Source organism: Flavobacterium fryxellicola, assembly GCF_900143245.1.
GTDB lineage: Bacteria > Bacteroidota > Bacteroidia > Flavobacteriales > Flavobacteriaceae > Flavobacterium > Flavobacterium fryxellicola.
In genome coordinates, this window is record NZ_FRDK01000003.1 from 109,411 (window position 1) to 122,487 (window position 13,077).

The window sequence follows — 13,077 nt, forward strand, 5'->3', positions numbered from 1 at the left end:
TTGAAATGATTTTGCAATCGGTATAATTATATCAAATCGCAACTGATTCTGTTGCCAAAAGGTTAACTTTATAGTTTAGTATTACTTTGTAACGATCTGATTGTAAATAATTAATTAAAAATTAGTCAAATGAAAATAATTTTAGCCACCGACGGTTCTCCTTTTAGTCTAGCCATGATTAAGGAGTTTGCAAGTAGGCCTTTGCCTTCCAATACCACAGTGAAAATCATTTCAGTTTATGAAGGAACAAACTTAATGAACTTGGCTCCTATGGGTGTGCTGACTGAACATTACGACAATGAAGAGATAAATTCATCAAAATTCGCAGATAATGCTGTTGCTGAAGCTTTAAAAATTATTAGAAATAAAAAACCAGAACTTTCAATTGTAACTTCAATAATAGAAGGGGTGGCCAAAACTGTTATTGTTGAAGAGGCCGAAAAGTTTGACGCAGATTTAATTGTCCTTGGATCGCACGGTTATGGTATGATTGATCGTTTTTTATTAGGGTCGGTCTCACAGTCTGTAGCATTACATGCCAATTGTTCTGTTGAAATTGTACGAAATAAAACAGAATGACAGCAATAGTTTGTGCTCAAAATAAGGAAATTATAGGTTATATAATGGAAATTTAAAACGGTTATAATTTTAGGAAAATCATGAAGACCGCTTTAAAAGTAACGTTAGTGCTTTGCCTAGTTGGTCTTTTTTATTCTTTTCAATCAACGCATCAGGTTCTTTCAGAATCATACAAGAGATTGGGAATTAGGAATGAAATTGCAAATGACGATAGTATTTCCAAAGATATGATGGGAATACTAATGAGTCGCAAAAGGGTAAAATGATGAAACAGGAAATTGAAATGATAATGGTCAAGGCGAATCATGCCAAAATGATGACTATGATGAAATAAATCCTATGTTGAAGAAAGATATGATGGCGGAAATGATGAAAGTATGATGTCAGGAAGGATCAAAATGATGCAAGATAATTTAGAAATGATCAAAAATATAATGTCAGAAATGATGGAGAAAGCTAAAGATTGACAATAAGATAATGTGCGGAATGTGCAAATCGATGATGGATAATGCAGAAATGTTCAATAAAAGAAAAAATGGAAAAGAGTAAAATGAAAACTATGGAAAAAACTATGGAAAAAAAGAAGATCCTAAAGCGCAACAGTAGCTTTTAGTATCAATGACGAATCATGATGCCTCTGATGATAGCGGTGAAATGCAACTATATTGGTACGTTTCAGTATTGGTATTTGTTGCTTTTGCACCAATAATCTTCAGTTAGTTCAGAAAAATAAAATAATTAGTATCCCATAGAATTATCAAAATGAGAAGAATAATAATAGCAATGTTCCTATTGATTTTTTATTCTGTTGCGCAAGCACAGTATGTTAATGTATCAAAAAGTGTAAAGGAACAGCAGGAACAGCCCACAACTTATACTTGTGTTATGCACCCGGAAATTCATGCGAAGAAACCTGGTAAATGTCCTAAATGTGGGATGGATTTAATCAAAGAGAAAGCAAAGCCGGTAAAAAAATCGGTGCGAAAAAAACAGGCAGCAAAGCCAATAGCGAAAACAGCGGTGTCAGTAAAAGCAAAGACTGTTGAGTCTAAAGCAGCAACGGATGCTATACATGGTAATCATGCTACTGTTTCTGGAACAAATACGACGGTCAAAGAAGGGATTGTTAAAAAAGTAGTTAAAAGTGCGCCGCCAAGAACAATTCGCTACGACCTACATGTTCGCGATACGATTGTCAATTTTTCAGGCAAAGAAAAAAGAGCTATTGCGGTAAATGGACAAATTCCTATGCCTACATTAACTTTTACCGAAGGTGATACTGCCGAAATTCATGTTTACAATCATTTGAAAGAGTCGACCTCTTTACACTGGCATGGTTTGATGTTGCCTAATAAAGAGGATGGCGTCCCTTTTTTAACGCAAATGCCTATTGAACCAGGAGCCGAATTTGTGTACAAATTTCCAATAATTCAATCAGGAACACACTGGTACCACAGCCATAGTGGTTTGCAAGAGCAAATAGGAATGTATGGTTCATTGATTTTAAATAAAAAATCAGATGATCCAACCTTTAGAAATGGCATAGATGATATTCCTCAAATCCCGGTAATTTTAAGTGAATGGACCGATTATAAACCTGAGAATGTGCATCGAATGTTGCACAATGCTTCCGATTGGTTTGCAATTAAAAAAGGAACCACGCAGAGTTATGCCGAAGCTATTAAAGCGGGACATTTTCAAACCAAATTAACCAATGAATGGAAACGAATGTTGGCCATGGATGTGAGTGATATATACTATGATAAATTTCTAATAAACGGACAGAATGAAGGTCAACTCTCGCAATTTAAAGCAGGGGATAAAGTACGTTTACGAATTTCTAATGGTGGCGCCTCCTCTTATTTTTGGTTAAACTATGCTGGTGGAAAAATGACTGTAGTGGCTAATGATGGAAATGATGTCGAACCTTTAGAAGTAGATCGATTAATCATAGGCGTTTCTGAAACTTATGATGTCATTGTTACGATTCCTGCTGGAAATGCTTCGTATGAATTTTTAGCTACACCAGAAGACAGAACTAAATCAACATCAATTTATATTGGTCAAGGGATTAGACAATTAATTAGTCCAATGCCAAAACTAAAATATTTTGAAGGCATGAAGATGATGAACAACATGATGAATATGGACGGAACTATGAATGACATGGGAATGGATATGTCTCTGCAAAAAATGGATATGAATACGGTGATGTATCCAGAAATAGTAGGGGCTACAGACAAGGAGCCAATGAAAATGGATGCTGAAATGGACCATTCAAAACATGCAATGAATGGAGACATCGCAACCTTGAATTATGGGATGCTAAAATCGCCTACGAAGACTACACTTGACAAAAACGCTCCTGTTCGAGAAATACGGTTCGAATTAACAGGGAATATGAATCGGTATGTGTGGAGTATGGATAACAAAGTACTTTCAGAAGTAGATAAAATTTTAATTAAAAAAGGAGAAATTGTTCGCATCACGTTATTCAATAATTCCATGATGCGTCACCCTATGCACTTGCATGGACACGATTTCAGAGTGTTAAACGGACAAGGCGACTACGCTCCATTAAAAAATGTTTTGGATATCATGCCCATGGAAACAGATGTGATTGAATTTGCAGCAAATGTTGATGGCGACTGGTTCTTTCATTGTCACATTCTGTACCACATGATGGCAGGTATGAATAGAGTATTTAGCTATGAAAATTCGCCACCAAACCCCTACTTACCTAACAAAGTTGTAGCCTATAAAAAGTTGCAATCAGAAAGTAACGAATTGCATTTTATGGCAGAAAATGATTTTGCTACTAACGGAAATGATGGGCAAGCAATGGTACAAAATGCGCGTTGGAGTTTTGCTACAGAATGGCGCTTAGGATATCATGATGATCATGGTTATGAATCCGAAACACATATTGGAAGATACATTGGAAGAAATCAATGGTTTATGCCCTTTATTGGTTTTGATGCTCGATACAGAAAGCTAGGTTATAATGAAGTAGAGAAAAATGTTTTTGGTCAAAAGAGTACTAAAGACAAACGTATTCAAGTAAGTTTAGGTTTTAGTTACACACTGCCACTACTACTAATTGCGCAAGCTGAAGTGTATCATGATGGAAATATAAGAATGCAGTTAATGCGAGAGGATATTCCAGTTGCAAAACGCTTGAGAATGGCTTTTATGGTTAATACTGATAAAGAATATATGGCAGGATTAAAATATATTGTAGGTAAAAATCTTGGAATCACAACGCATTACGATAGTGATATGGGAGTGGGTTTTGGGTTGAATGTCAATTATTAAAAAGAAAAAATCTTTAACATTTTGCTTTCAATAATTGCAGTTTAATTGAATCACTCTAAAAAAAACATCCTTTTCGTTTCCTGTGACAGCAACAGTGAATACAGATCACTAAAGGAATTGATCTATTGACAGGAAAGATGTTGTGGGAATGTGTACGTAATACTGGCTTGTCTATTAATTAGTTAAAACACATAGATAAGCTAGTTTAGTGCTGCGATAATAAGTTTTTAAAACACTTTAAATAATAAAACAATTATAAAAAAGACGTTATCCAGCAATTAAACCGACTAGCAAGTATGAACTTTTATTAAAAAATAAAACTATTGAGCAAAACGATTCACACTCAAAGGATAAGCTTAATGTAAAATTTGAATTACTACTAGCTTTTTCGTTTATAATCGTGCATCTGGTTATGGTTTTAAATGTTGTTGAATTTAGTTATAAATACATTGGTTTAACTCGCTTTTACATGACTTCTTTAATGAATGCTGCATTGGCGACGAGTTTTAGTTCGGTTTCCGATAGTGTAAATGCAGTGCGACTGCGAAATTGAATGTTGTAGTGCAGTACAGTTTACGTTTAATATAAAATTTTTAATCTTTAAAATAAAACACCATGAAAACACTACAAAAATTTGCATTCGCATTTGGATTGATTGGTCTATTGTATTCCTGTCAGTCAACGAATCAAGTCCTCTCAAAATCAGATAAGAGAGCCAAAATCATGAACACTATCGCCAATGACGAAATGATGTCAAAAGAGATGATGGGCACGTTGATGAACAGCAAAAGCGGTAAAATGATGATGATGAAAGAAAATCATGCTAAAATGATGGGGATGATGAAAGCGGATCCGGAAATGATGAAAAGCATGATGCCGGAAATGATGAAAATGATGGAGGATAATCCTGAAATGATGAAAGGCATGATGGCAGACATGATGAAGAATAATCCGGAGATGATGAAAGAAAATCATGCTAAAATGATGGGTATGATGAAAGAGAATCCAGAAATGATGAAAAGCATGATGCCGGAAATGATGAAAATGATGGAGGATAATCCAGGAATGATGAAAGGTATGATGAAAGGCATGATGGCAAAAGCTAAAAATGATGATGCTATGATGTCCGAGATGTGTAAATCGATGATGGATAATCCAGAAATGATGAAAATGATGGAGAAAATGAAAGCAGAAAAAATGGACAAGAGTAAGATGAAAGCAATGGATAAAAAAATGGAAAAGAAAGAAAATCATAAAGCAAATCATTAATTTTTAACGCTTATACACTATCATTATGAATAATACAGGACATGAAGGAATGCACATGGATGGCTACTCATTTATGGGAATGCATTGGTTTTGGTGGGGTTCCATCTTGATTTTTGCACTCATACTATTAGCAGCAGCGCATCTCTATAAAAAAAGTAAAAGAAAATAATTAAATTTTAAAATTAAACAGCGATGGAATATTATTTTAGTAAAACAATTGGGGATACTTTCGACAATACCCTTCAAAAAGTTACTGAGGCTCTTAAAGTAGAAGGATTTGGTGTTTTGACAGAAATTGACCTGAAAACAACTTTAAAGAAGAAATTGGATGTGTATTTTTACAATTACACCATTTTAGGTGCGTGTAATCCATCGTTTGCCTATAAAGCGCTATTGGCAGAAGATAAAATAGGAACGATGTTGCCTTGCAATGTGATTGTTCAAGAAAAAATAAAAGGTCAGGTTGAAGTATCTGCAGTTGATCCGGCAGCGTCGATGCAAGCGGTAGATAACGTTGCGCTTAAGGAAATCGCAAAAGAAATTAGAGATAGGCTGAAAAGAGTAATTGATAATTTGTAATACCGTTTGTAATTCTTACTTGGTAAGTCGAATTGCATCTGAGATTATTATTTTAAATATTGGATTTGTATCGAGAGTCTAATTTTTAAAAAAACTTGAGTCGTTTGTCTTTCACGGAATCCAGTCGCAGCATTTTATAATCCAGCACATAATTTTGGTATATGCGCCAAGGGGCTTTATTTCCTTGACTGGGAAGCATATTCGCTGAACGGTTGATGTATCCAGAGTTGAGATTGAGTAGCGGAACCGGTTGTAAATCAGTCTCAATTACTTTTGCTTTTACCGCTTTGTAATTATGTTTGTCCAAGTAATTTAAAACCCGTGAAATATATTCACTGGTCAAGTCGCTTTTCAGTGTCCACGAGGCATTAGTATAACCAACAAAAATAAAAAAGTTGGGCAGGTCACTTAACATTACGCCTTTGTAAACAAAAGATTTAGAAACATCAAATGGTTTTGAATCCAGTTGAAATTTCACTGCTCCAAACGCCAATAAATTAAGTCCTGTTGCCGTGATGATAATATCGGCTGGTATTGTTTTTCCCGATTGTAATAAAATTCCATTGGTGACAAAACGATCGATATGGTCGGTAACCACTGTCGCTTTCCCTTTCCTGATGGCTCTAAAAAAATCTCCGTTTGGGGCGATGCAAAAACGTTGTTCCCATGGGTTGTAATTGGGTATAAAATGAGGGTCCACTGGAAAGTCACCCAGACCTTTTTTAGCACCTTTGATTATGAAGTTTTTCATAGCTTCAGGGAAGAACCTGCAGAGATTAAAAAAGATAATCGAGTAGAAAATATTTTTGTAGCGGATTAGCCTGTATGCTATTTTTTTTGGGAATAGGCGTTTCAATCGGGCGGCAATCTTGTCCTTATTGGGCAAGGCGGCAATATAAGTTGGCGATCGCTGCAACATTACAACCTGAGCTCCTTCGTTGGCAAGTTCAGGTACGATGGTAACCGCTGTGGCTCCACTGCCAATTACCACCACTTTTTTATCGGCAACATCTAATTTTTCAGGCCATTGTTGCGGATGGATTATTTTACCTAAAAAACGGGATTGATCCTTAAATGCGGGGGTGTAGCCTTTGCTGTAATTATAATAACCACTACAGCTAAAGATAAACTGGCACGTGTAAACTGTTTGGTCCGCTGTGATGCTGTTTACGGCAGTTACAGTCCATAATTTCTCTTTGGTGTTAAAGTTGTAAGAAACGGCACTTTGTTGGTATCGGATATGATCTCGTACTTGATATTCGTCAGCAGCTTCATTCAGGTATTTCAAGATTGAAGGCCCGTCTGCGAACGATTTGTGGTCTTCCCATGTTTTAAAGGAATACCCAAAAGTATACATATCTGAATCAGAACGGATTCCGGGGTATTTAAACAAACTCCACGTACCTCCAAGTTCCGCTCTTGCTTCTAAAATAACATAGGTTTTATTTGGATTTTTACGAGACAAATGACAGGCGGCGCCTATTCCGGACAAGCCGGCACCTAGTATGATTATATCGGTGTGCGTCGTGTTCATGTTGTTATTTTAGAATTAAATGCTGCTGCAAAATACATAATAGAATCAACAAAAAACACCATTCCATTTTCAGGGGTAATGGTGTTGTTAATTTATAAAAAGTAAAAAATCAAGGGGCAATGCCATGTTAGGCTTACTGCTGTAACCATGATTTGTAAATACGGGCTATCGCGTTTTTAAGGTCATCTTTAGAAATAAAAAGCCTATAATTCCTGCGGTGAGTGAAGCAATTATGACCGCTATTTTGGAACTGTTAATAAGGGTTGCATCATCATAAGCAAGGATGGTTATGAAAATGGACATTGTAAATCCTATCCCACCTAAAAGTCCTACGCCAATAATATTTTTCCATTTTAGGTCTTCTGGAAGTTTGCAAAGTCCGAGCGAAGCACCCAAAAAAGCAAACGCAAAAATACCCAAAGGCTTTCCTATAATAAGACCTGCAATGATTCCAATACTATTGGCTTCTCCTAATCCATCTTGCCAATCAACTCCTATTGCAATACAGGTATTAGCAATCGCAAAAAGAGGTAAAATTACAAATGCCACAGGCTTATGTAAAACGTGTTGTAAAATGTAGGAGGTCGAATTTTTATCTCCGTTACCAAAGGGTATGGCGAAAGCCAGTAAAACACCCGTAATTGTAGCATGAACCCCTGAATTATACATAAAATACCACATTGCAATACCTCCAAGCAGGTAGGGAATTAGATTTTTAACTTTAAGACGGTTTAGTAAAAGTAAAATACTGAATAACGCTAATGCAATCAATAGGTTAGTCCAAATGATCGTTTTGGTATAGAAAATCGCGATCACTATTATTGCTATCAAATCGTCAATAACAGCTAATGCTGTAAGAAATATTTTTAGTGAAATGGGAACTTTATTCCCTACTAAGGATAAAATCCCAATGGCAAATGCAATATCCGTCGCCATGGGAATCCCTGCACCTGCTTGCGTAGCTGTTCCATAATTGAATAAAAGAAAAATAGCCGCAGGAAGTAGAAAACCACCCATAGCTCCAATGAGAGGAAAAGAAGCATTTTTCAAATCCGAGAGTTCGCCTTTGTAAATTTCGCGTTCCAGTTCCAAACCAATAAGTAAAAAGAAAATTGCCATCAATCCATCATTTATCCAATGGGTGATACTGTGTCCACCAACATCAAATTGCCAAAAGCCAATATAACTCGATTGAATGGGAGAATTAGCCAACAAAAGAGAAATAATGGTAACAATCAGTAGAATTATACCTCCTGCTTTTTCACTTTCGTAAAATTCTTTAAATAGTTTCGATAACTTCATTACTCTTTTTTTTGATGAAAATTTTAGATCAGCTTGCCGTTGTTTTTGGATTTTTCCAATATAGTGCTGCTTATTTAGAACTATTTCGGGTAGAAAAGTCTAAAAAAAGGAGTCGTCTTTCCTCGTTTTATCAAATATACCAATTAATATTTTAAAAAAAATAAAGGATTGTTTTTGTTTCCTGCCAATAAGAGTTTCCAGAAACGGTAGTTTAGCGGGAATTAAGTGCTTGCTTTAGTTTTTTGAGTAAACTATTCATACTTCGCTGGGGCGATAAATGTAATTTAGGGACTGAACTTGGTACAGAAATGGGTCTCCCAAGTGCGCTAATTGCAGTAAAATCTTTTCTTATGATACAACGATAACGGGTTTGTTATTATAGGGATATGCGCTACTTTTTTTAGCTCGCACCGGTTTTTTTATTCGGGTTGTTTTTTAAGAACTAATTTTCCGGTTGCAATTACAACAATAAAAACAAGGACTAAAACCAGACTTGCCTCTATATTTCCTAAATTCATTCCTTCTGGTTTTGTCAAATAGTCACCCATTGTCGCACCAATTGGGTGTGTCAAAATGATAGCCAACCAGTATAAAAGTGCTCTTGCTATTGTAGTAAAGAACGCCAGTAAAATAACAATGATAAGCAGGCCTAATAAAAGTAATGTTCCGCCGGCAAAACCTAAAGGCGTGTCGTGGGCTAATAAATCACCAAATGCGGTTCCTAGTGTGCTGGAAGTCAAAATGGCCAGCCAGTATAAAAATTCGGTGGTCTTGCTTAATCCACTTTCAATAGTATCTGTTTTGGAATACCATTTCCAAATGCCAAAAGTGAAGATCAATGCAAAAACTAACAAAACGGTGGCGTAAATATATCCTGTTTCCTGAGTTACCCCTAAATAAGTTACCGATAACGTTCTTGAAAGAAAGTCGGAAATAGTAGTGCCTAATGTACTTGCTACCGTTATTACGGTCCAATATAGAATTGGTTTTTGGTTTTTTGAATAAATGGAAATTGTCAATACAAAAAGGAACAGAATGAGCAAGGCAACTGTTCCGCCACCGTACCCTAAATTAAAAGTTTGAGAGATTAAATCCCCTGCCGTTTCTCCCATTGTGTTGGCACTGATAATTAATGCCCAATAGAATGCATTTATTTTAGGAATGTGTTTCAAAATGCACAGTTTATTAATTGACTATTTATGATACTGGTCACTATAGTGGATTTGTATTGTTCCACTTGTGTTTAATCGCTAGCGTGCTTTGCGCCAATAATCTAAAAGAGAGTAGTTTGTCTAGTCACGGAATTACCCTGAATTGGCTAGCGTTCCCTATGCGCCAGCATGGGTGAGTAATTTTGTCAATCCAATAAATCCTGCAGTTTTAATTCGTCAAAAATCAATTTATCCACTTCTGAAATTTTGTGTTTGTCAGCATATTTAAGCCACTTTATTTCTTCAATTTCTGAACTGGCTTGCAATTCGCCAGAGTACGCGCCAGAGTAGCAAGTCATTTTTACCATAACACCTGTTGGATGTCCATGTGCTTGAGCCTCAAATACGCCAAAATACGTCAATTTGTTTGTGTCAATATGTACCGTTAGCTCTTCCTGAATTTCTCGAGCTAATGCTTGCTGGTCTGTTTCTCCTATTTCTCTTTTGCCGCCCGGAATATAATATTTGTCTTTTCCATAACTTTTTGTAGAAAGAATGGATTTGTTTTGTAATTCTATCCAAGCTAGTTTGTCAATTGATTTCATTTAGAAAGAGTCATTTTAATGGTGGTGGTTCGCGCGAGTAAGACGCTGACAAAGTGCGCTTTTGATTGTAACAGGAGCCGTGCCAAATTATTTCTGTTTTACTTTTATTGGGATGCAAAGTGCATTAGTTAATGAGCCCCACTGATCGCAAATGAGACATATCCAGCAGTTAGGTATTTTGTCAAGGCCACCTTTGCTGACTCAGCAATGAATATGTTTTTATACAATTCGGCTCCATCAATACCTCTAAGATTCAACGTCTGTCCGCAAAGAACAAAATGCACTCCAACTTTTTGCATTTGATTTATCAAATCAGCATTGGGATTCGCACAGTTGAATTTTTTCTCATAGGCTGCACTATTCAAAACGGATAAAATAGCAGCCGAATGCACAATTACGACAGATTTTAGGTTTTTTGGCTGAATGCCGGCCGCCGCATGTAGATTTAAAATCCGTGCTATTTCTTCCAGCCCTTCGTTTGGTTTGTCAGCCATGCCAGTGGTCGTACCGTTTTGGGTAAGATCAAAAAGTAATTTGTACACCGTCTTGGCTTCGGGGATATCGGTTGCATTTTTTACCGGTATTACGCCAGTCCACTTGGATCCTTTTATTAATGGGTATTCTAATACTGGAATAAAAGGATCCATTTTAGCCGCTGCGCTTTCACGAGCAGATGTTTGTGCATTGGAGAAAAGAGAAGAAAAAATGAAGCAGAGCGGCAAAAAATTGTTTTTTATGAATTTCATTATAAATGATTTTTTGAAGAATTGAATTGATTAGCCAATAATGCAACTGAATTTTAAAATTGCTGCTGCTAAGATAGTTTTTTAAAGTGAAAAATTAGAGTAGTGAATTATAGATACGTTCTAAAAACAGATTCAGATAAGTAAAGCTACGATTTTTATCAATTATTATTTAACTATTTTTAAAATTAGCAGCTCTTAAAAGAATCGCTGTAACTGACTCTTTTAAAACCTATTGTATTTATTTCAGCAAAATAATAGTTGCATTTAAAAAATAATAGAGTTAAGTTTGTTTAATAATAACCTAAAAACTATAAACAAAATGAAGCATTTTAAAGAAAAATTAGTAGTACTATTAATGGTAGTGCCCTTTATTTTTAGCAGTTGTACCAAAGATGATGCGCCAGCCCCCACCGTTGTAAACTCAAAAGTATATGATTTGGGTGCAGTTGGAACATCTGGAGTAACGGGAACGGCAACGATTATTGAAAAAAGTGATGCGACTTTAAGCATTGAGTTAGAGTTAAAAAACACAGTTGCAAATGCTTCACATCCTGCGCACATTCACTTAAACACGGCTGCTGAAGGAGGAGATATAGCACTTACGCTAAAATCGGTCGATGGTGCAACTGGAAAAAGTATAACAACATTCAAAGCATTGGATAACGGCAGTGCAATCACCTATCAAGCGCTACTTGATTTTGACGGGTATATCAATGTGCATTTGAGTGCAGATAAATTGTCTACACTTGTGGCACAAGGTGATATAGGACAAAACGATCTTACCGGGGTTTCTAAAGTGTATCCGCTAGGCAGCGTTGCTGTTCCAGCAATATCTGGTACTGCTACTTTTTACAAACGAGTAAATGGAGAAGCATTAGCGGTAGTACAATTACAAAACACTCCAGCTGGCGGGTCACACCCGGGTCACATCCACGCCAATACAGCTGCTCAAGGAGGTGGAATTGCTTTTTCTTTTAAGCCCGTAAATGGAGATACCGGATTGAGTGTAACCAACGTAGCTAAACTAGATAATGGTACTGCTTTCGGGTATGATCAAGTACTTGCTTATAATGGGTACATCAACTTTCATTTAAGTGCTACTGCTTTAGCTACGCTGGTTGCTCAAGGGGATATTGGTCAAAATGAATTAACAGGCAAAAAGGTAAGTTACGTATTGGCACAAAAAGACGTAGCCGGCATCAACGGAACAGTTGAATTTGCAGAGCGTGTCAATCAAACGACTTTAGTAACTATTAAATTGGTAGGTACTCCTGCTGGTGGAAGTCATCCGGCTCACATCCATGAAAACAATGTTGCTACATCGGGTAATATCATTGCTGGTTTGAATCCTGTAAATGGGAACACTGGAATTAGTAAAACACAAGTAGCTACCTTAGTTGGCGGAGCTGCAGTGACCTATACACAGTTTTTAACGCGTGCTGCCTACGTGAATGTGCATTTGAGTGACGCTAATATGGCTACAATAGTGGCACAAGGCAATATTGGCTCAAGCTTAGGGACTGCAACAGGCGAAACAAAAACCTATACGGTTACGAATAGTGGTTCTAGTTCTTATATTTTTAACGGTGAAGGATTAACAAACGCAAGTAATCCTAACTTTACGTTCAAAAGAGGAGGAACCTATACTTTTAATGTGAGCACGCCAGGCCACCCGTTCTATTTAAATACTGTTCAAGGTACTGGAACTACCAATGCCTTTAGCTCAGGAGTTACAAATAACGGTGCAGTATCAGGATCAGTAAAAATCGTAGTGCCTGCAAATGCACCAAATACGTTGTACTACAACTGTGAATTTCATGGTTTGATGACGGGTGTGATCACGATTACCAATTAGTTTTAAATTTATAAAAAGTAAAAGGGGAATGGTAAAACATTCCCCTTTTTTAATTTATGAAAAACAAGAAATAGAAGCTCAGCTAATTTAATTTTATTAAACATTTTTTTGAGTCGTAGTTTCTTTTGTCCTTGGGTAGCTA

Annotated in this window: 12 protein-coding genes; 7 read left to right on the forward strand and 5 right to left on the reverse strand. The window is 36.4% G+C overall.

Features of this window, described 5'->3' with window-relative positions; all coding sequences use genetic code 11:
• Positions 1 to 129: 129 nt before the first annotated feature.
• From BUA03_RS06655 to BUA03_RS06670, 6 genes are all read left to right on the forward strand, one after another.
• A complete protein-coding gene (locus BUA03_RS06655; RefSeq protein WP_066080258.1) occupies positions 130 to 579 on the forward strand; it encodes a universal stress protein in 450 nt (149 codons plus the stop codon).
• A gap of 80 nt (positions 580 to 659) precedes the next feature.
• Positions 660 to 845, forward strand: a complete 186-nt coding sequence (locus tag BUA03_RS16480) for a hypothetical protein (RefSeq protein ID WP_139255619.1) — start codon at positions 660 to 662, stop codon at positions 843 to 845.
• A gap of 496 nt (positions 846 to 1,341) precedes the next feature.
• Positions 1,342 to 3,894, forward strand: a complete 2,553-nt coding sequence (locus BUA03_RS06660) for a multicopper oxidase domain-containing protein (RefSeq protein ID WP_245792573.1) — start codon at positions 1,342 to 1,344, stop codon at positions 3,892 to 3,894.
• Positions 3,895 to 4,509: 615 nt separating this feature from the next.
• Positions 4,510 to 5,163: a membrane or secreted protein gene (locus tag BUA03_RS06665; RefSeq protein WP_066080255.1), complete on the forward strand. Its 654-nt coding sequence runs from the start codon at positions 4,510 to 4,512 to the stop codon at positions 5,161 to 5,163.
• Positions 5,164 to 5,188: 25 nt separating this feature from the next.
• The gene (locus tag BUA03_RS16645; RefSeq protein WP_157492201.1) at positions 5,189 to 5,332 is read left to right on the forward strand and encodes a hypothetical protein; all 144 of its coding nucleotides are present in this window, start codon (positions 5,189 to 5,191) and stop codon (positions 5,330 to 5,332) included.
• Positions 5,333 to 5,355: 23 nt separating this feature from the next.
• Complete coding sequence (locus tag BUA03_RS06670; protein ID WP_066080252.1) at positions 5,356 to 5,742, forward strand: DUF302 domain-containing protein; 387 nt, start codon at positions 5,356 to 5,358, stop codon at positions 5,740 to 5,742.
• An 85-nt stretch (positions 5,743 to 5,827) separates the two neighbouring features.
• On the opposite strand, the gene BUA03_RS06675 is transcribed toward BUA03_RS06670, so the two are convergent.
• From BUA03_RS06675 to BUA03_RS06695, 5 genes are all read right to left on the reverse strand, one after another.
• Positions 5,828 to 7,276: a flavin-containing monooxygenase gene (locus BUA03_RS06675; RefSeq protein ID WP_066080250.1), complete on the reverse strand. Its 1,449-nt coding sequence runs from the start codon at positions 7,274 to 7,276 to the stop codon at positions 5,828 to 5,830.
• Between the two features lie 165 nt (positions 7,277 to 7,441).
• On the reverse strand, positions 7,442 to 8,578 hold the full coding sequence (nhaA, locus tag BUA03_RS06680; RefSeq protein ID WP_066080247.1) for a Na+/H+ antiporter NhaA: 1,137 nt from the start codon (positions 8,576 to 8,578) through the stop codon (positions 7,442 to 7,444).
• Positions 8,579 to 8,997: 419 nt separating this feature from the next.
• Complete coding sequence (locus BUA03_RS06685) at positions 8,998 to 9,750, reverse strand: COG4705 family protein (RefSeq protein ID WP_072675724.1); 753 nt, start codon at positions 9,748 to 9,750, stop codon at positions 8,998 to 9,000.
• 185 nt (positions 9,751 to 9,935) lie between these two features.
• Complete coding sequence (locus BUA03_RS06690) at positions 9,936 to 10,334, reverse strand: NUDIX hydrolase (protein WP_066080241.1); 399 nt, start codon at positions 10,332 to 10,334, stop codon at positions 9,936 to 9,938.
• A gap of 128 nt (positions 10,335 to 10,462) precedes the next feature.
• Positions 10,463 to 11,080, reverse strand: a complete 618-nt coding sequence (locus BUA03_RS06695) for a DsrE family protein (RefSeq protein ID WP_066080236.1) — start codon at positions 11,078 to 11,080, stop codon at positions 10,463 to 10,465.
• A gap of 319 nt (positions 11,081 to 11,399) precedes the next feature.
• Here BUA03_RS06695 and BUA03_RS16485 point away from each other — a divergent pair, with 319 nt between their 5' ends.
• On the forward strand, positions 11,400 to 12,935 hold the full coding sequence (locus BUA03_RS16485; RefSeq protein WP_066080233.1) for a hypothetical protein: 1,536 nt from the start codon (positions 11,400 to 11,402) through the stop codon (positions 12,933 to 12,935).
• Positions 12,936 to 13,077: the final 142 nt, after the last annotated feature.